The sequence below is a fragment of the Methylobacterium soli genome (assembly GCF_008806385.1).
Classification (GTDB): Bacteria; Pseudomonadota; Alphaproteobacteria; order Rhizobiales; family Beijerinckiaceae; genus Methylobacterium; species Methylobacterium soli.
In genome coordinates, this window is sequence record NZ_VZZK01000006.1 from 139848 (window position 1) to 158127 (window position 18280).

Here is an 18280-nt window from a genome sequence, read left to right on the forward strand (position 1 = left end):
CCGGGCGCCCGCTCTCACCAGGATTGCGGCGTGATCACGCCCTGGCGGGTGACCACCACCCATTGACGGCCCCGGCGCTCGACGGCCTCGACGCGCCCGACGCCCGGCACCGTATCCCCCGGCCCGACCTCGACGAGGCGGCGGCGGCGGTCTTCCAGGATGGCCGTCCCGTCATAGACGTCGCGCACGGCCCAGTTCTCGACCGGGGCGGGCTTCGCCTTGGCGTCGTTGATGCTCCCGGTCTGGCTGGGCTCGGGCTTCGGTGCCGCGACGGGTGTCGGCGCGGGCGCGGCCGCGACGGGCTGAGGGGCCGCCACCGGCTGAGGCGCCGGCGCTGGCGCGCTCGCGGCGCGCTTCTCGACCTGCGTCGTCAGAGCCGCGAGGCGGGCGCCCTGCTCGCGCTCGGCCTGGTCGACGCGCTCCCCGATCCCGGTCAGCTTCGCCGTGAGAATCTGTTCGAGCTTCGCCAAGCGCTCGGTGACGCCGCTATTGCTGGATTTCAGCTCGTTGCGGCGCCCCTCGCTCGCATCGCGAAGGCCCGCGAGGGTCTTACCAAGGCGCTCGATCTCGGTGTTCAGGCGCGAGGCCTCGAGACGATTGGCCTCGAGCCCCGCATTCACCTCCGCGAAGGCGCTCACGGAGCGATCGCCGCGGGGGACCGTCAGCGCCGTCGCGCCCGCGCCGAGCATCAGCCCGACGGCAAGGGTGCCGGCGATGAGGCCGCCGAGGCGCGCATCCAGCGCGAAGGCCGGCTTTCGCGCCGGGACGGGCGTCGCCGGTTTCTCCAGCTCGCGGGCGCCGCTGACGGCGGCCTTCAGCAGCGCCTCCGGCGACATTGCGGATGGCGCGGTCGCCTTGGTCTCGGCGTTCGCCTCGATGCCCTTCGTCATGGCTGTCGTCCTGGCCGATGCTCTCGCGAAATGATCCCCGAAAGCATGGGGTAAGGACGTTTGTTTACCGAAAGGTTACCGTGTCGGCGGATTTCCCGTCAGGCCGCGAGGCCGCGCTTGCGCAGGAGCGGATCGATGCTCGGCAGCCGTCCGCGGAAACCCGTATAGGCCTCGCGCGCGTCCCGCAGGTTGCCGGCCCCGTAGACGAATTTGCGCAGGCGCGCGGCGGTCTCCGGGTCGAAGATGTCGCCGGCCTCCCGGAACGCGTCGAAGGCGTCCGCGTCGAGCACCTCCGACCAGAGATAGCTGTAATAGCCCGCCGCGTAGCTCTCGCCCGCGAAGATGTGGGCGAAGTGCGGCGCGCGGTGCCGCATGTTGATCTCGGCCGGCATCGCGATGCGCCTGAGCGCCTCGGCCTCGAAGGCAGGCACGTCGAGACCGTCCTCCCCCGCGGCCGAGAGGTGGAGCGTCATGTCGACGATGGCCGAGGCCGTGTATTCCACCGTGGAGAAGCCCTGGTTGAAGGTGCGGGCGGCGAGAAGCTTGCCCAGCAGTGCCTCCGGCATCGGCTCGCCGCTGCGGTGATGGCGCGCATGGCGGCGCAGCACCTCCGGCTGCTCCAGCCAATGCTCGTAGAGCTGCGAGGGCAGCTCGACGAAGTCCCCCGACACCGCCGTGCCCGACAGGAGCGGATAGGTCACGTCCGACAGGAGCCCGTGCAGGGCATGGCCGAACTCGTGGAACAGCGTCCGGGCATCGTCGAAGGACAGGAGCGAGGCCTCGCCCTCGGGCGCGCGGGCGAAGTTCATCACGTTGACGATGATCGGCGTGACGGTGCCGTTCAGCCGCTCCTGCGAGCGGAAGGCGCTCATCCAGGCGCCGCTGCGCTTCGAGGGCCGCGCGAAGTAATCGCCCAGGAACAAGCCCACCTCGGAGCCGTCGGCGTTGCTCACCCGCCAGACGCGCACGTCCGGGTGGTAGCGCGGGACGTCGGTCAGCTCGTCGAAGCGCAGGCCGAACAGGCGGCTCGCCGTGTCGAACGCGGCCGCGATGACGCCGTCGAGGGGCAGGTAGGCCTTGATCTCGCTCTCGTCGAGGTCGTGCTCGGCCCGCCGCAGCTTCTCGGCGTAGTGGCGCCAATCATGGGCCTGGAGGGCGAAATTGTCCCCCTCCCGCTGCACGATCGCCTGGAGGCGCTCGCGCTCGGCGATGGCCCGGTGATGGGCCGGCGTCCAGACGTTGCGCAGCAATTCCATCGCGGCGTCGGGCGAGCCCGCCATGGTGTCGGCGAGCTTGAAATGCGCGAAGCTCTCGTAGCCGAGGAGGCGCGCACGCTCGGCGCGCAACGCCACGATCTCCGCGATGAGGCCGCGGTTGTCGGTCGGCCCACCCATCTCGCCGCGCCGGATCCAGGCCTCATAGGCCTTCTCGCGCAGGTCGCGTCGGGTGGAGAAGACCAGGAACGGCTCGATCAGCGAGCGCGACAGGGTGATGACATGGGTGTGCGCGCCGCCCCGCTCCTGGGCGGCGCTCGCGGCGGCGGCCACCAGGAAGGGCGGCAGGCCGGCGAGGTCCGCCTCGCCCGTCAGCGGCAGGGTGAAACTGCTCTCGTCGGCGAGCAGGTTCTGGCCGAACTGGGTGCCGAGCTCGGCCATGCGGGCGCCGATCTCGGCGATGCGGGCCTTCGCCTCCTCCCCGAGATCGGCGCCGGCCCGGCGGAAGCGCGTGCGGTAGCGTTCGAGGACGCGGTGCTCCTCCTCGCTCAAGGGCTCCCGCGTCGGGTCGATGGCGGAGATGCGGGCCCAGAGCGCCGGGTTGAGGTAGATCGCGCTGCCGTGGCGGGCGAGGCGCGGCGCGATGGTGCGCTCGATCGCCTGGAGCTCCGGATTCGTGTGGCTGCCGGTCAGATTGTAGAACACCGACGCGACGCGATCGAGGGCGAGGCCCGCCCGCTCCAGGGCCGCGACGGTATCGGCGAAGCTCGGCGGCGTCGTGGCGCCGGCGATGACCGCGATCTCGGCCTCATGCGCCTTCAGGGCCGCCTCGAAGGCCGGGAGGTAATGCTCGGGGCGGATGCGCGCGAAGGGCGGCAGGCCGTGCGGCGTCTCCCAGACCGGCTCGGAGAACGGGTTGCCGGCCTCGAGGTTCGGGGTCTCGGCTTGTCCTGCCATCATGCCTGTCCTCGCATCACTGCCCTCGCCGACCGATCCGCGCGACTCTGTCCTCGAAGCCGGCGCGCCGGGCGCGTGCCGTCAAGATAGGGACGGCGCCGGACCGGCGCAAAGCGAACCGCGACTAGGAGGCGGGCGGCGCCGCAGCGGGGCGGTCAGCCGCGCCGCGCAGGTGCTCGGCGAGGAAGGCGAGGAGGCGCGCCGTCGCGTCGGCGTCGGTCGCGTCGTCGAAGGTGTGGGCCTGGGTCTCGTAGAGCGTCACGCCGCAGGTCCCGCCGGCCTCCCGCACCCGGGCCGCGAGATTCGTGGCATGGCTCGGCGGGACGATGACGTCGCGCGTGCCGTGCAAAGCGAGGACCGGCGGCAGATCGAGTCTGCGCCCGTCGAGGTGCGGCGGCAGGAAGGCCGAGCGCAGCACCAGCGCGGCGAGGCCGTTGGTCTCCGCCGCGGCCGCGAGGGCGAGCGCGCCGCCGAGCGAGCGCCCCACGAGCCCGAGCGGGCGCGCGGGGTTGGCCAGGCGGAGATGCGCGATCACGGCGCCGATTGCCTCGGACCACAGGCCGAAATGCCGGGCGATGCCGGAGAAGCCGACGCGCGTCGCGCCGGTCCGCTCGAGATAATGCGGCAACACCACCCGGTATCCGGCCGCCGCGAGGCGAGCGGCCTCGGTCCGGACCGGCCGATCGGGACCGGCCCCATGGGCATCGTGCAGCAGAATGATCGTGGGCGTTGTATCGGCGTCCTTGTGATTGAGGGCGAAGACCTCGATCGTCAGCGCGTCTCCGGCGCAGGACACCGTCTCGCGCGTGCCGGTCGGGTCGGGTGAGGGTGGCATGCGCGCGCGTCGGGTTCCGAGGATTTCCGATCGCTGGCCGATTCTGGCCAGCGTGCTCCTCCTTGCCATGGCGGGACTGCCGGGCGCGAGGGCCCAATCGGGCCATGCCGAGAAGCCGGCCGCGCTGCCGGTCCCCCCGCCCCGGCCGCCGGAGCGCCCGGAGGAGCTCAAGCCGTCCCCCGAGAAGCCCGTTTCCGAGAAGCCCGCCCCCGGGATCCCACGCCTCGAAGCCCCCCTGCCGCCGGAGCGGCCCGCGGAGCTGAAGCCGGCCGCGCCCGAGGCCGGGAAGGCGCCGGACGCCGCCCCCGCGCCATCTTCGCCCTCCCCGTCTTCGCCCGCCTTGCCCGCCACACCCCTGCCCCCGTCGCGGCCGCCGGAACTGTCCGGTGAGGCGACCCTCGCCCTCAAGGTCGCGGCCGCGGACGATACCGCCTGCCGCCGCCGCCTGACCCGCCTCGGCGTCACCTTCGAGCCCCTGCCTCCGGTCGAGAACGGCCAGTGCGGGGCGGCACGGCCGTTGCGCCTGACGGCGCTCGACGGCGTCGCGCTGCCGCAGGCGGTGACCTTGGTCTGCGGCGCGGCCGAGGCCTTGGCGCGCTGGACCACGGAGGTGCAGGTCGCGGCGGAACGGGACCTCGGCGCCCCCTTGAAGGCGCTCACCATCGGGACGTCCTACGAGTGCCGCGGCCAGAACCACGATCCGGACGCGAAGCTGAGCGAGCACGCCTTCGCCAACGGCGTCGACGTGATGAGCTTCAGCATCGGTGAGCGCGCGCCGGTCGGCGTCGGCCCCCTGCCGGAGGGCACGCCGGAAGCCCGCTTCCAGGCCGGCGTGCGCGCCAGGGCCTGCGGCTTCTTCCGCACGGTGCTGGGCCCGGGCTCCGATGCGGCCCACGCCAACCATCTCCATCTCGACGAGCGCGAGCGCAACGCCGGGCATCGCCTGTGCCAGTAGATGAGGAATTTCCCGGAACGCTCTGAGGCTTCTGGCGCTTAATCGCCCGGAGCGCTCCCGCTCCCGGAGCTTTCGCCAAGTCATGATGCGTCGCGTGTCCGTGCGGGCAGGGCTCGCCGTCCTGATCCTGGCCGGCCTGTCCGGGCCGGTTCTGGCCGAGAAGGCCAAATCGCAAGAGAGCAAGAACCAAGAGAGCAAGGCACAAGAGAGCAAGGCGCAAGCGGACAAGGCGTCCGAGGCGCCGGGCCTCGGCCGCGACGCCATCAATGCCGCCGCCCTCGACAAGGGGGGGGACCCGAAGGCCGCGTCCCGGAAGGCGCGCGCCAAGGATGACGACAAGCCCGATCCGCTCACCGTGAAGGTGCAGGTCCTCCTCGACCGCGCCCGCTTCTCCCCGGGCGCCATCGACGGGCGCGACGGCGAGAACCTGCAGGGCGCGCTCTCGGCCTTCGCGGTGGCGCAGGGCCTGCCCGAGACGAAGAGCCTGACGCCGGACGTGTTCGACAAGCTGCAGGCGACGAGCCCCGACCCGGTCGTGACCGAGTACACGATCACCGAGGACGACATGAAAGGCCCCTTCGTTGAGAAGATCCCGCCGAAGATGGAGGAGCAGGCCGACCTTCCGGCGATGGATTACACCAATCCCCGCGAGATGCTGGCCGAGCGCTTTCACATGAGCCGCGATCTCCTGAGCGCGCTCAATCCCGGCAAGCCCTTCGACAAGGCCGGCACGGTTCTGACGGTGGCGGCGGTGCCGGCGCTGGAGCGCGGCAAGGTGAAGGACCTGCCGAGGAGCCCGAAGGTCGCCCGCATCGAGGTCGATAAGGCGAGCCGGGACGTTCGCGCCTTCGACAAATCCGGCAAGCTCCTGGCCTATTACCCGGCCTCGATCGGCAGCGAGGAGAAGCCGGCGCCGGATGGGTCAGCCAAGGTGAAGGGCGTCGCCTTCGAGCCGTCCTACACCTACAACCCGAAATACAAGTTCTCGGGCGTCAAGGCGAAGTCGAAATTCTCGATCCATCCGGGCCCGAACAACCCGGTCGGGCTCGTCTGGATCGACCTCTCGATTCCCTCCTACGGCATCCACGGCACGCCGGACCCGGAGAAGGTCGGGAAGACCGAGTCGCATGGCTGCATCCGCCTCACGAACTGGGATGCGCGCGACCTCGCGCTCCATGTCGAGCGCGGGGCCAAGGTCGAGTTCAAGCCGGAATGAGGCCATCGTTCCACAACCAGGAATGATGCCGGCCGCCCGCCCCGAGCCATTCGGGCTCGGGCGGTAACCTGGGTTAATGCGGCGCGGCCGCCACCCGCCAAGGTTCCGGCATGCCGCGCTACTTCTTCGACATGCTCATCTGCGGGAACGCGTCCCGGGACCCCGAGGGGCTCGTCCTCGACGACGACCGCGCGGCGCGGGCCGCCGCCGGCGGGATCCTGCACGATCTCGCCCTCGCCACTTTGCCGAGCGGCCGGCATCAGGTCTTCGTCGCCACCGTGCGCGAGTATCGGCGCGGCCCGGTCTTTCGCACCACGATGACGATCGAGACCGAGTTGCTCGGCGCGACCATCAGCGGCGCGTGAGCGCAGCGAGGCCGAGCATCGCGGCGTCGCACAGGAAGGCGAGCGCGGCCGTGGCCGCCGCCCCCTGAACCATCGGCACCATGTTCTGGTTCTGGAGCCCGGCGACGATCGGGGTCCCGAGGGTCGCCGCCCCCGCGAGGGCACCCACCGCGGCCGTCGACACGGCGAGGACGAGGGCGGTGCGCAACGTCTCGACGATCGCGGGCGCCGCGAGCGGCATCTCGACCCGGGCGAGGATCTGCAGCGGCGTCAGACCCATGGCGGTCGCGGCCTCGCGGGCCTCCCGCGGCACGGCTTCGAGGGCGCCGACGGTGCCGCGCAGCACCGGCATCACGCCGTAGCACAGGAGCGCCAGCAGGGTCGGGGGGCCGCCGAAGCCGAGGATCGGCAGGGCGAGCGCCACCACGACCACGGGGGGCACCGCCTGCGCGGCCGCCGCCAGCGTGTCGATCCCGCCGCGCAAGGGCGCGCCCCCGTCCCGGGTCGCGGCGATGCCGAGGCCCAGTCCGGCGAGCGCGACCAGGACGAGGCCCCCGCCGGCGAGGACGAGGTGATGCAGCGCGAGCGCCGCCAGGTAATCGAGGCCGAGCGCCCGGCGCGGCGCTTCGCCGAGCCAGCCGACGAGGCTCTGGGCGACGCGCGGATGCGAGAGGATCATCAGGACGAGGCCCGCCGCCGCCGGCCCGAGAATGGGGCGCCACCGGCTCACGCGGCATGCCGTCGAACAGCGCGCTCGACACGGCTGAGGCCGCTCTCGACCGCGAGCGACAGGCCGATCACCGGGATCGCCCCGAGGAGGATCAGGTCGGGCGCGAACTGCGCCATCCCGTCGAACACGACCTGACCGAGCCCGCCCGCGCCGACGAGGGCCCCGAGGGTCGCGAGCCCGATGCTCTGAACGGCGGCGACGCGCAACGCCCCGATCAGGATCGGCGCGCCGATGGGGAGCCGGACCCGCGCCAGGACCTGCCCCGGCGTCAGGCCGAGCGCCGTCGCCGCATCGAGCGTCGCGGCGTCGGGCGCGCGCAGGGCCAGCCTCAGCCCGCGCCAGAGCGGCAGGAGCAGGTAGGCGGCGATGCCGACAAGCGCCGGGAAGGGCCCGAGCGCGCTGAGACCCGCCGCGCGCAGAACCGGAACGGCGTGGAGCAGGCCGGAGGCGAGGGCCACGAGGCCGCCGAGGAGGGCCACCGCCGGCACCACCTGAATGCCGCCCACCAGCATCTCGACGAAACCCTGCCCGCGGCGCCAGAGCGCCAGCAACCCGGCGCCGAGAACCCCGAGGACGAGGGCCCCGCCCGAGAGCAGCGCGTGCTGGAGAATCGCGTCCAGGACCGTGTCGCGGCGGGCGCGCAACTCCACCGCGAGGGACAGCCCGTCGAAGGCGCCCGCGCGGCCGGCGACGATGAGGAACAGGAGCACGGCGCCGATGCTGAAGGGGCCGAGCCAGGACCGGCCGGCGCGCGCGACCGCGATCGCCAGCGCGACCGCCAGGAACGCGAAGGCCAGCCACGCGCCGGCCGCGAGGCTCGCGCGCGCCGCCGGCGGCTCGCCGGAGATCAGGTCCGCGGCCGTGGCGCCGAGCCCGAGGGCGAGGAGCGCGACGGCGGTGAGGAGCAGCGTCACGGCGCCGGCCCCGCCGAGATTCGCGCGGCGTCCGCCGAAGATCAGCACCGCCGCCACGACGAGACCCGCCGCCGCGTGGATCTCCATGCCGAAATTCCCCTCCGCGAAGACGGGATCGCCGACGACGAGGCGATTGGCGGCAAGGCGCAGCAGGGGCAGGCCGTAGAGGGATGCCAGGAATGCGATGGCCGCCAGGATCGCGCCGATCCGGCCCGAATCGGTGCCCCGGGCCGTCCGCACCCGCGGATCTGAAGACAGGCCCTGCGCCAAACGATCCTCGCCTCAACCTGCCGTCGCAGCCCTGGCGGAACGCGCAAGGGTCCCGACCGGTCCCGAAGCGCGGATCGCTCGATCGCGGCGCGTCCGTCTCATCGGATATGCCCGCTCGCGCGCAGATAGTCCCGCGCGACGGTCTCGGCGATCTCACCCTCGACCGAGATGCGGGCATTGAGGCGCCGCAGGGTCGCGGCGTCGAACCCCGCGAAGACCGGGCCGAGCTTGGCCGAGATCGTCGGGAAGCGGGCGAGGGTCCCGGCCCGGATCACCGGCGCGACCTCGTAGACGATCTGGGCGCCCTTCGGGTCGCTCATCACGGTGAGATCGAGGGCATTGAGCGCCCCGTCCGTGCCGTAGACCATCCCGGCATTGACGCCGCTGATGCCCTGGGCGGCCGCGCGCGCCGTGACGGCGGTGTCGCCGCCGGGCAGGCTGATGATCCGGTCCATCGGGAGCGTGAACGCGTACGCCGCCTCGAAGGACGGGAGCGCCGCCGGGCTCTCCACGAACTCGGCGGAGGCCGCAAGCAGGATCAGACCGCGCCGGACCGCCCCGGCGAAATCCGCCATGCTCGCCAGATTCTCGCGCCGCGCCAGAGCGCCCTGCACGGCGATCAACCAGGTGTTGTTGGCAGGCGCCCGCTGCAGCCAGACCAGGCCGCGCGCCGCATCCTCATCGCGGATCTTCGCGTAGGCGCGCGCCGCGTCCTTCCAGGCCGGATCGGTCTCGGAGCCGGTGAAGAAGGCGCCGTTGCCGGTATATTCGGGGTAGATGTCGACATCGCCCGCGAGCAGAGCCGAGCGCACGATCAAGGTCGGCCCGAGGCCGAGCCGGCGCTCGACCGGGATGCCGAGATCCTCGAGGCAGAGCGCGATCATGCTGCCTGTGAGTGCGCCCTCGGTATCGCTCTTCGAGGCGACGATCACGGGCGCGAGGCCGGGCTGAGCCCGGGCCGCACCCGACCCCGCGAGCCAGCCGAGGCTCCCCAGCGCCTGCCTGCGGGTCACTCCGGATCGAGGCGCCATGAGGCCGATCTCCGGTTGAACTTGATGAACGGGATGCAAGCGTGCCGCACTTTGCCGGGAAAATGTATCATGGCGTAACATCGGGGCTCGAAGCTGTGCATCCGGACGGCTCGCGGCGCTTGACACGCTTCCTTTTACGGGCGACGGCTCGCAATGTCCTGGCGCGGCCGCAAGGCCGGGTCGGGGTGGCGTCTCTGGTGCCGCCCGGACTGGTCGCCCCTCGGGCGGCGATCCTCCACAAGACTGATCCTCCAAAGGCAGCGTTCCGGCACCGGAACGGATCCAAGGGAAGACCATCCGGCGTGAGTGCGGAAGCGAACGACGAACTGCTGAACGGGGCACGGGTTCTCGTCGTCGAGGACGAGGCCGCGATCTCGATGCTGCTCGAGGACATGCTGCTCGATTTCGGCTGCACCGTGGTCGGTCCGGCCGCACGCCTCTCGACGGCGCTCGAGATGGCCGAGGCCGAGACCTTCGAGGTCGCCATCCTCGACGTGAACGTCGCGGGCGAGCCGATCTACCCGGTGGCCGAGGCCATCGCGAGGCGCGACCTGCCGCTGGTGTTCTCCACCGGCTACGGCGGCGCCGGCATCCGCGAGCCGTTCCGCGACCGCCCGGTGGTGCAGAAGCCCTTCAGCCAAGCGGACCTCAAGCGCACCCTGATCTCCGCGATCAGCGCCGCCCGGGGCTGATCCGCCTAAACGCCCTCGATCGGGAAGGCGTCGACGAGGTGCATCGGCCAGGCGCGGGGCGCCAGGAAGACCGCATCCGCCCGAAGCGTGAGACCCGCATGGGCCGGGTGCCGCCCGAGCCAGGCCCGCACCGCCCCTGAGAAGCGGCGGCGCTTCACAGCCCCGATCGCCTCCTGCGCCGCCACCAGCGTCGGGCGTGCCTTCACCTCGACGAACACGAGGGTCGCGCCGCGGCGCACGATCAGGTCGATCTCGCCGCCGCCCGCCGAGAACCGCAGGGCCAGGGGCCGATACCCCTTCAGCATCAGCGCCGCGAGGGCGAGCCACTCGCTGCGGCGCCCGTGGCGATAGCTCGCCCGGCGGCGCGCCGCCGCGTCGCCGCGCTCAACCTTCGGCATCGCCGCGCCGGGCGAGCGCGAGGGCGCGGGCATAGACGACGCGGCGGGGCTGCCCGGTCTCGTCGGCGACGAGGCTCGCCGCGTCCTTGATCGAGTGGCGGGCGAGCGCCGCCTCGATCGCCGCGTCGAGGCCCGCATCCTGCGCCTCGGTGACCCCCTCCTCGGGATTCGTCCCGATCACCACCACGACCTCGCCCTTCGGTGCGCCCTCCTCCGCGAAGGTCTCGGCGAGGCTGCCGAGGGTGCCGCGCCGGATGGTCTCGTAGAGCTTGGTCAATTCGCGCGCCACCGCGGCGGGGCGCGCGGCGCCGAGCACCGCGGCGGCGTCGGCCAGCATCTCGGGGAGGCGGTGGGGGGATTCGAACAGAACGAGCGTGCCCGGCACGGTCCCGAGCGCCGCGAGGCGGGTGCGGCGCGCCCCGCTCTTCTGCGGCAGGAACCCCTCGAAGAAGAAGCGGTCCGTCGGCAGGCCCGCGGCGACGATCGCGGTCATCACCGCCGAGGGGCCGGGGATCGGCGTCACCGAGATCCCGGCCTCGATCGCCGCCTGGACGAGCTTGAAGCCCGGGTCCGAGACCAGCGGGGTACCGGCATCCGAGACCAGCGCCAGCGCCTCACCGGCCTGCATCCGCGCCACCATCCGCTCGCGCACGGCGGCGTTCGAGTGGTCGTGATAGGCGACGAGCGGCGTCGTGATCCCGTAATGCATCAGCAGGGTCCGGGTGACGCGGGTGTCCTCGGCCAGCACCGCGTCGGCGGCGGCGAGCGTCGCGAGCGCCCGGAAGGAAACGTCGCGCAGGTTGCCGATCGGGGTCGCCACCACGTGCAGTCCGGCGGTGAGGGGTTCGGCCTCCGCGGCGAGCCCGAAGGCCGTGAAGGTCGCGCTCGGCTTCGCCCCGCTCGGGTCGGGGCGGCGCTTGTTGGGTCTGTCGATTCGCTGCGTCATCGCCGGGACATTGGCACGCCGCGGCGCCTGGCGGAATTTCGCAACGGTCATCCACGACCTCGTCCACCCCCTGTTTCTGCGCGTTTACTTTTCGGGCTCAGACTTTATCCCTTCCTGAACGGGGTCGGGACGGAGATCAGGGATGGCGCGAGCACGCTCGTTGCACGCACGCATGGCGCGTTGCGGCGCGGCCCTGATGCTGACGGCAAGCCTCGGCGCCTGCATCGGCGGCCCGGACGGTCCCCGCACGACCCGCTCGGCGCCGTCGCCCCAGGCCGATCTCGGACCCGCCGGCGAGGCGCCGGAAGCGGGAATCGCCGGGACGCGGATCGGCACCGGCAGCGTGAAGGTCGCGCTCGTGGTGCCCCTCACCGGCCAGGGCGCTGCGCTCGGCTCCGCGATGCGCAACGCCGCGGAACTCGCCATGCAGGAATTCCAGCAGCCGGACCTGCAGATCCTGGTGAAGGACGATCGCGGCTCGCCGGATGGGGCGCGCGAGGCGGCGCAGGCCGGCCTCGCCGAAGGGGCGGAACTCGTGCTCGGGCCGCTGTTTGCCGCCAACGTGCAGGCCGCTTCGTTGCCGGCCCGCAATGCCGGCAAGCCCGTCATCGCGTTCTCGACCGACGCGAACGTGGCGGCCCGGGGCGTCTACCTCCTGAGCTTCCTGCCGCAGGCGGAGGTCGACCGCATCGTCGACGAGGCGGTCACGTCCGGCCGGCGCTCCTTCGCGGCCCTGATCCCGGAGAACACCTACGGCAACGCCGTGGAAGCCCAGTTCCGCGAGGCTGTCGCCCGCAAGGGCGCGCGCCTCGCCGCCATCGAGCGCTACGCCCCCGGGGCGCCGGGTCCGGCGATCCAGCGGATGGCGGGCGTCATCACGGGCCCGGCGGCGCAGGCGGATGCCCTGTTCCTGCCCGAGCCGCCGGAAGGTCTCGCCATCGTCGCCGCGGCGCTGACCAAGGCCGGCTTCTCGCCCGGCCGCGTGCGCCCACTCGGCACGGCGGTCTGGAACGAGCCGCGGGTCTTTGCCCTCCCGGCCCTCCAGGGCGGCTGGTTCGCGGCGGCCGATGCGGGCGGCTTCGGCAATTTCGCGGGCCGTTATCAGGCCCGCTTCGGCACCAGCCCGCCGCGCGTCGCCTCGCTCGCCTACGACGCGGTCTCGCTCGCGGCGGCGCTGAGCCGGCAATACGGCACCCAGCGCTTCGCCGAGGCCACGCTCACGAATCCGGCCGGCTTCTCGGGCATCGACGGCACCTTCCGGTTCCGGCCCGAGGGGCTGAGCGACCGCTCGCTGGCCATCTTCGAGATCCGCAACAACGCCGCGACCGTGGTCAGCCCGGCCCCGCGCACCCTGGCGAAATCCGGCACCTGAGGCCGCCTCAGGCCGCGAGCTCGGCCACCACGGCGTTGAGCACGGGGGCCCCCCGCGGCGTCGCGGCGAGGCGACCGTCGGGCCGCCGCGCCACGAGCCCATCCTCCAGCAGGGCCGCGAGGCGCGCCGGATCGAGTGGGCGGCCCTTGAGGGCCGCGTAGCGGTCCGGGTCGATGCCCTCCGCCAGGCGCAGGCCCATCACCAGGAACTCGTCGCCCTGGTCGGCCGGGCTCAGCGCCTCCGTCTCGACGATGCCGTGCCCCTCGGCCTCGACCCGGGCGAGCCACGCCTCGGGAGCCCGCTCGGTGACGGTGCCGAGCCGGCCGGATTCCGTGACCAGGCGGCCATGCGCGCCGGGGCCGATCCCCGCATATTCACCGTAGCGCCAGTAGAGCAGGTTGTGGCGCGACTGGGCGCCCGGGCGCGCGTGATTCGAGATCTCGTAGGCCGGCAGGCCCGCGCGGGCGCAGGTTTCCTGCGTCACGTCGTAGAGCGCGCGCGCCGTCTCCTCGTCGGGCGGCACGAGCTTGCCGGCCGCGGCCAGCCCGTGGAAGGGCGTGCCGGGCTCGATGGTGAGCTGATACAGCGACAGGTGCTCGGCCGCCCGCGCGATCGCCTCGGCGAGTTCCCCGGCCCAGGCGGCGGGGGTCTGGTGCGGACGGGCGTAGATCAGGTCGAAGGAGTAGCGCTCGAAATGGGCCGCGGCGACGCGCACCGCCGCCATCGCCTCGTCCGCCGTGTGCAGGCGCCCGAGGCTCTTGAGCGCGGCGTCGTCGAGGGCCTGGACACCGAGGGAGACCCGATTGATGCCGGCCGTCCGGTAGCCCTGGAAACGGCCGGCCTCGACGCTCGTCGGGTTCGCCTCGAGGGTGATCTCCACATCCCGCGTCGTGCCCCAGGCCCCCGCGATCGCGTCGAGCAGGCCCGCCACCGTCGCGGGCTGCATCAGGGACGGCGTGCCCCCGCCCAGGAACACGCTCGACACGGTGCGGCCCGGGGTGCGGGCGGCCACATGCGCGATCTCGGTCCGGAAGGCCTGCAGGAAGCGGGCCTCGTCCACGGGCGCCCGGCGCACATGGCTGTTGAAGTCGCAATAGGGGCACTTCGCAGCGCAGAAGGGCCAATGGAGATAGACCCCGAAGCCCGCGTCGCGGGTCGGATGGTCCGGGCCGGTGGGTTCACTCATGCGGCGGATGTGCGCGCGGGCGCCCGGTTTGGCAATGCCGGACGGCGCGGAGCCGGGAATCGGGCTCAGCCCGGGCGACGCAGGCAGGCGGACGCGAGCGTTACGAAGGCGCGGGCCCGGTGCGAGAGGGCGTTGCCGCTCTGCCAATCGACGCCGTGCTTCTCCTCGGACGAGATCTCCCCGAAGGTGCGCTCGAAGCCGTCCGGCCGGAACATCGGGTCGTAGCCGAAGCCGGCCTGGCCCCGCGGCTCCACGAGGTCGCCGAAGACGCGGCCCTCGAACAGCTCCGTGTGGCCGTCCGGCCAGGCGATCACGAGGGCGGAGACGAAATGCGCGCGCCGGCTCGTCGCGCCGCGCTTGTCGAGTTCGGATGCGATCCGCGCCATGGCGCCGGAAAAGTCCTTGGACGGGCCGGCCCAGCGGGCCGAGAACAGGCCCGGCGCCCCATCGAGCGCGTCGACGCAGAGCCCGGAATCGTCCGCGAAGGCCGGCAGGCCCGAGGCTTCGGCCGCCGCGAGCGCCTTGATGGCGGCGTTCTCGGAGAACATCGTGCCGGTCTCCTCGGGCTCGGGCAGGTTCAGCTCGCCCGCCGAGACCGCCTCGACCCCGAAGGGCGCGAGGAGCTCGCGCATCTCCACGAGCTTGCCGGCATTGTGGGTCGCGATCACGACCTTGCCGCTGAGGATGCGGTGGCTCACGCGATCACCTGCTTCTGGAGCGCGACGAGCTGTTCGACGCCGCCCTTGGCGAGGCGCAGGAGTTCCAGGAACTGGACCTCGGAGAAGGGGGCGCCCTCGGCGGTGCCCTGGATCTCGACGAGGCCGCCGGACCCCGTGATCACGAAATTGGCGTCGGTCTCGGCCGCCGAATCCTCGGCAAAATCGAGGTCGAGCACCGGCGTGCCCTTGTGGATGCCGCAGGAGATCGCCGCCACGTGCTCGCGCAGGGGATCGATCGAGATGATCGAGCGCCCGCGCATCCAGGCGAAGCAATCGTGGAGCGCCACCCAGGCGCCCGTGATGGCGGCGGTGCGGGTGCCGCCATCGGCCTGAATCACGTCGCAATCCACCGTGATCTGGCGCTCGCCGATCGCCGGCAGGTTGGTGGCCGCCCGGAGCGAGCGGCCGATCAGCCGCTGGATCTCCTGGGTGCGCCCGGAGGGCTTGCCGGAATTGACCTCGCGGCGGGTGCGCTCATGGGTGGCGCGGGGCAGCATCGAATACTCGGCCGTGACCCAGCCCTTGCCGGAGCCGCGCAGCCAGGGCGGTCCGCGCTCTTCCAGCGAGGCCGTGCACAGCACCTTGGTCTCGCCGAAGCTGACCAGGCAGGAGCCTTCGGCGTAGCGCGACACCGCGCGCTCGAGCGTGACCTTGCGCAGCTCGTCGGCCGCGCGCTTCGAGGGCCGCATCGCCACTCTCCCTGTCGGAATCCAGGGTGGGCTCTTAGGCCGAGCCGGGCGGAGCGGCAACCCGCCTCCCGGCCGGCGCCGGTGAGCGCCGGAGGCGCCAGGTGAGCGCCGGAGGCGCCAGGTGAGCGCCGGAGGCGCCAGGTGAGCGCCGGAGGCGCCAGGTGAGCGCCGGAGGCGCCAGGTGAGCGCCGGAGGCGCCAGGAGAGCGCCGCGCGGGGCGCGGCGATCCCCGGCACCGCCCCTCAGCGGTGGTGGCGATGCATGCGGTGGTGATGATGGTGGTGATGGCCGCGGCGATAATGGTGGCGATGCATCCGGTGGTGATGGCCGCGCATGTGCCGGCGATGATGCCCGACGAAGCGCCCGTGACCGGAGCCGTAGGCCGCCTCGGTGGCGCCAGCCTCAGGCGAAGCGACCTGCGTCGAGACGGCGATCGGAGCGGCCTCGGCCTGCTTCGGCGCGGCCGCGAAGGCGACACCCGCGACCGCGAGCGCCATTGCGAAAATCTTCGGCACGATCATCTTGAAACCAGAACGCATTGGAACCTGCTCCTGAAACACGGGCTCAACCCAACCGCGGCGTAAGGGGAAGTCCGCACACCGCACAGATGGCCAACGCAGATATGCTGGCATTATTCCCGCGCCTGGTGCGTTTTTCTAAGGATTTCCCTGATGGGGCAGGTTTTTTATTCATCAAGTCGGAGAGCCGGGTTTATTTGACTGCCCACGTCATCGAGACCGTCGCGTCGGGCCTGAACCGATTGATCTGGACGTGAGAGGCGGACACAATCGCCCGGCAGGAACAGAGATCGTGACAGAAACACCCCGGACCCTCTCCACGCCGCATCAATTCCAGGCGCTGGCCGCGCTCAACGACCGGGCGCGGGAGATCTTCCGCCAGATCGTCGAGAGCTATCTCTCGACCGGCGAGCCCCTGGGCTCGCGCAACCTCGCGCGCATCCTGCCGATGGCCCTGTCGCCGGCCTCGATCCGCAACGTGATGGCGGATCTCGAGCATTCCGGCCTGATCTACGCGCCCCACACCTCGGCCGGGCGGCTGCCGACCGAGCAGGGCCTGCGCTTCTTCGTCGACGCGATGCTCGAACTCGGGGATGTCGGCCAGGAGGAGCAGGCGCGGATCGAGGCCCAGATGCGGGCGGCCGCCTCGCGCCACACCTTCGATTCCGCCCTCGCCGAGGCCTCGACGCTGCTCTCGGGCATCTCGCGGGGGGCCGGCGTCGTGGTCACCACCAAGATGAACGTGCAGCTCAAGCACATCGAGTTCGTGCGCCTCGACATGAGCCGCGCCCTTGTGGTCCTCGTCTCCGACGACGGCTCGGTGGAGAACCGCGTCCTCGAATTGCCCCCGGGCCTGCCCGCGAGCGCCTTGCAGGAGGCCTCGAACTACCTCAACGCGAGGCTGCAGCAGGGCCGCACCCTCGGGACCCTCCGGGCCGAGATCGAGGCCGGCCGCCAGGCGATGAAGCGGGAGCTCGACGCCCTCACGGAGCGCCTGGTCGATGCCGGGCTTGCCACCACGGTCGGGCCCTCCGATGCGCGCCAGCTCATCGTGCGGGGCCAGGCCAACCTCCTCGACGATCTGCGCGCGGTGGAGGATCTCGAACGCATCCGCCTGCTTTTCAACGACCTCGAGACGCAGAAGGACGTCATCGAGCTGCTGTCCCGCGCCGAGGGCGGCGAGGGCGTGCGGATCTTTATCGGCTCGGAGAACAAGCTGTTCTCGCTCTCGGGCTCGTCGATGATCGCGGCCCCCTTCCGGGACGGCTCGCAGCAGATCGTCGGGGTCGTCGGCGTCATCGGCCCGACGCGGCTGAACTACGCCCGCATCGTGCCGATGGTGGATTACACCGCCCGCGTGGTCTCGAAGCTCCTCGACGGCAACCGCTGAGACGGGCGGGACGGGGCTTCTGCCCGTCCCGGCATCCGGTCAGGCCGGGATGACGTCGACGATCTCGTAGGTGTCCGGATCGATGATGACGATGTCGTCCTCGACCAGGATGAATTGCAGGCCGCGATAGGCCGGCACCAGCGTCAGGATCGCCGGCGGCAGCGCGTGCAGGGTCACGGAGCGCGGCACCGCCGTGCCGACATTGAGGCGGAAATTCACGTTGCGCACCGGCGAGACACCGACGCGGGTGATCGATTGCCGGAACTCGGTGCGCTGACGCGTGTCGAGGCGAGTCGCCGCCCCCCGGGCCTCCGTGTGGCCGCCGCGCCCTGCCCCCTCGCGCCCGCCGCGCTCGTTCCGATCACCGTGATCGCCATGGTCGCCGCGCCCGCCTTGGTCGCCGCGGCCCCCTTGGTCGCCACGGCCGCCCCGCTCTCCGCGCTCGGTGCCACCCTCGCGTCCGCCGCGCTCGCCCGCGCCCCGCTGCTCACCTGCACCCCGTTGCTCACCTGCACCCCGCTGCTCGCCGGGCTGAGCCGCGCCGCCGTCCTGGCGGCCGCCGCGGGTGCCCGCAGCCCCGCCCTCGCGACCGCCCTCCGGCGCCGCGCCGCGCTCGCCCCCGCCGCTGCGCTGGCCTCCGGCCCCCGCCCCGCCGGCGCCGCCAGCCTCGCCGCCGCGCATGCCCGCGCCGCCGGCACCACCGCCTGCGCCGCCGCCCGCGCCCATCCCGGCTCCACCTCCGCCGGCGCCGCCCCCCGCACCCACGCCGGCTCCGCCTCCGCCGGCAGCGCCGGCCCCTCCCCCGGCGCCACCGCCCGCGCCGCCGGCGCCGCCGCCCTGGGCGAAGGCTGTTGCTGCACCGGCCACCAGGAGGGCAGCCGTCACCGTGCTCCGAAAGAGCTTGCTCATGGCGTGATGTCCATTTTCCGTTGCAGGGCGGGACCTCCCAGCCCCGACACCCCCCGCAACGGCGAAGCGTTCGAAACCGTTCCGCGCATCGCTCACCGAGCCACA

The 18280-nt window shown here is 72.3% G+C and carries 20 protein-coding genes; 7 read left to right on the top strand and 13 right to left on the bottom strand.

The window, feature by feature from the left end; translation table 11 throughout:
- Nucleotides 1–14: 14 nt before the first annotated feature.
- From F6X53_RS07775 to F6X53_RS07785, 3 genes are all read right to left on the bottom strand, one after another.
- Nucleotides 15–890: a hypothetical protein gene (locus F6X53_RS07775; RefSeq protein ID WP_150999186.1), complete on the bottom strand. Its 876-nt coding sequence runs from the start codon at nucleotides 888–890 to the stop codon at nucleotides 15–17.
- 98 nt (nucleotides 891–988) lie between these two features.
- Entirely contained in the window at nucleotides 989–3064 is a 2076-nt protein-coding gene (locus F6X53_RS07780) for a M3 family metallopeptidase (protein ID WP_373875895.1), read from the bottom strand.
- 121 nt (nucleotides 3065–3185) lie between these two features.
- Nucleotides 3186–3896, bottom strand: a complete 711-nt coding sequence (locus tag F6X53_RS07785; RefSeq protein ID WP_191970739.1) for an alpha/beta hydrolase family protein — start codon at nucleotides 3894–3896, stop codon at nucleotides 3186–3188.
- On the opposite strand from F6X53_RS07785, the gene F6X53_RS07790 reads away from it, so the two are divergent.
- The 3 genes from F6X53_RS07790 (at nucleotide 3895) to F6X53_RS07800 (ending at nucleotide 6432) form a co-directional block, all read left to right on the top strand.
- Nucleotides 3895–4851 (top strand): extensin family protein, encoded by a 957-nt coding sequence (locus F6X53_RS07790; RefSeq protein WP_191970740.1) that lies wholly within the window; start codon nucleotides 3895–3897, stop codon nucleotides 4849–4851. The two genes, F6X53_RS07785 and F6X53_RS07790, sit on opposite strands and share 2 nt — an antisense overlap.
- 82 nt (nucleotides 4852–4933) lie before the next feature.
- Nucleotides 4934–6067, top strand: coding sequence for a L,D-transpeptidase family protein (locus tag F6X53_RS07795; RefSeq protein ID WP_238296317.1), 1134 nt, complete (start codon nucleotides 4934–4936; stop codon nucleotides 6065–6067).
- A gap of 110 nt (nucleotides 6068–6177) precedes the next feature.
- Nucleotides 6178–6432, top strand: coding sequence for a DUF6894 family protein (locus tag F6X53_RS07800; RefSeq protein ID WP_150999189.1), 255 nt, complete (start codon nucleotides 6178–6180; stop codon nucleotides 6430–6432).
- On the opposite strand, the gene F6X53_RS07805 is transcribed toward F6X53_RS07800, so the two are convergent.
- The 3 genes from F6X53_RS07805 to F6X53_RS07815 all read right to left on the bottom strand — a co-directional run bounded on the left by F6X53_RS07805 (nucleotide 6419) and on the right by F6X53_RS07815 (nucleotide 9356).
- On the bottom strand, nucleotides 6419–7141 hold the full coding sequence (locus tag F6X53_RS07805; protein WP_373875896.1) for an ABC transporter permease: 723 nt from the start codon (nucleotides 7139–7141) through the stop codon (nucleotides 6419–6421). The genes F6X53_RS07800 and F6X53_RS07805 overlap by 14 nt on opposite strands.
- Complete coding sequence (locus F6X53_RS07810; RefSeq protein WP_244965537.1) at nucleotides 7138–8295, bottom strand: ABC transporter permease subunit; 1158 nt, start codon at nucleotides 8293–8295, stop codon at nucleotides 7138–7140. Before F6X53_RS07810 ends, F6X53_RS07805 begins: the two co-directional genes overlap by 4 nt.
- 128 nt (nucleotides 8296–8423) lie before the next feature.
- Nucleotides 8424–9356: a glycine betaine ABC transporter substrate-binding protein gene (locus tag F6X53_RS07815; RefSeq protein ID WP_150999191.1), complete on the bottom strand. Its 933-nt coding sequence runs from the start codon at nucleotides 9354–9356 to the stop codon at nucleotides 8424–8426.
- 302 nt (nucleotides 9357–9658) lie between these two features.
- On the opposite strand from F6X53_RS07815, the gene F6X53_RS07820 reads away from it, so the two are divergent.
- Nucleotides 9659–10048 (top strand): response regulator, encoded by a 390-nt coding sequence (locus tag F6X53_RS07820; protein ID WP_150999192.1) that lies wholly within the window; start codon nucleotides 9659–9661, stop codon nucleotides 10046–10048.
- A 5-nt stretch (nucleotides 10049–10053) separates the two neighbouring features.
- Here the strand turns inward: F6X53_RS07820 and F6X53_RS07825 are convergent, their stop codons facing one another.
- Together F6X53_RS07825 and rsmI are read right to left on the bottom strand one after the other, a co-directional pair.
- Nucleotides 10054–10446 (bottom strand): YraN family protein, encoded by a 393-nt coding sequence (locus F6X53_RS07825; protein ID WP_238298475.1) that lies wholly within the window; start codon nucleotides 10444–10446, stop codon nucleotides 10054–10056.
- Entirely contained in the window at nucleotides 10433–11392 is a 960-nt protein-coding gene (rsmI, locus tag F6X53_RS07830) for a 16S rRNA (cytidine(1402)-2'-O)-methyltransferase (RefSeq protein ID WP_150999362.1), read from the bottom strand. The genes F6X53_RS07825 and rsmI overlap by 14 nt, the downstream gene beginning before the upstream one ends.
- Before the next feature lie 142 nt (nucleotides 11393–11534).
- On the opposite strand from rsmI, the gene F6X53_RS07835 reads away from it, so the two are divergent.
- Entirely contained in the window at nucleotides 11535–12764 is a 1230-nt protein-coding gene (locus tag F6X53_RS07835; RefSeq protein ID WP_238298473.1) for a penicillin-binding protein activator, read from the top strand.
- A gap of 7 nt (nucleotides 12765–12771) precedes the next feature.
- Here F6X53_RS07835 and hemW read toward each other — a convergent pair whose 3' ends face one another.
- The 4 genes from hemW to F6X53_RS07855 form a co-directional block, all read right to left on the bottom strand.
- A complete protein-coding gene (gene hemW, locus F6X53_RS07840; protein ID WP_150999196.1) occupies nucleotides 12772–13950 on the bottom strand; it encodes a radical SAM family heme chaperone HemW in 1179 nt (392 codons plus the stop codon).
- Between the two features lie 65 nt (nucleotides 13951–14015).
- Nucleotides 14016–14648 (bottom strand): RdgB/HAM1 family non-canonical purine NTP pyrophosphatase, encoded by a 633-nt coding sequence (gene rdgB, locus F6X53_RS07845; protein WP_150999198.1) that lies wholly within the window; start codon nucleotides 14646–14648, stop codon nucleotides 14016–14018.
- Nucleotides 14645–15358 (bottom strand): ribonuclease PH, encoded by a 714-nt coding sequence (gene rph / locus F6X53_RS07850; protein ID WP_150999199.1) that lies wholly within the window; start codon nucleotides 15356–15358, stop codon nucleotides 14645–14647. The genes rdgB and rph overlap by 4 nt, the downstream gene beginning before the upstream one ends.
- 242 nt (nucleotides 15359–15600) lie before the next feature.
- Nucleotides 15601–15897 carry a hypothetical protein gene (locus F6X53_RS07855; protein WP_191970741.1) on the bottom strand — a complete coding sequence of 99 codons (297 nt, stop codon included), beginning with the start codon at nucleotides 15895–15897 and terminating at the stop codon, nucleotides 15601–15603.
- 68 nt (nucleotides 15898–15965) lie between these two features.
- Here F6X53_RS07855 and F6X53_RS32230 point away from each other — a divergent pair, with 68 nt between their 5' ends.
- Nucleotides 15966–16133 (top strand): hypothetical protein, encoded by a 168-nt coding sequence (locus F6X53_RS32230; protein ID WP_191970742.1) that lies wholly within the window; start codon nucleotides 15966–15968, stop codon nucleotides 16131–16133.
- A gap of 35 nt (nucleotides 16134–16168) precedes the next feature.
- Nucleotides 16169–17266 (top strand): heat-inducible transcriptional repressor HrcA, encoded by a 1098-nt coding sequence (hrcA, locus tag F6X53_RS07860; protein WP_150999201.1) that lies wholly within the window; start codon nucleotides 16169–16171, stop codon nucleotides 17264–17266.
- Between the two features lie 39 nt (nucleotides 17267–17305).
- Here hrcA and F6X53_RS07865 read toward each other — a convergent pair whose 3' ends face one another.
- On the bottom strand, nucleotides 17306–18175 hold the full coding sequence (locus F6X53_RS07865; protein ID WP_150999203.1) for a DUF1236 domain-containing protein: 870 nt from the start codon (nucleotides 18173–18175) through the stop codon (nucleotides 17306–17308).
- Between the last annotated feature and the right edge of the window lie 105 nt (nucleotides 18176–18280).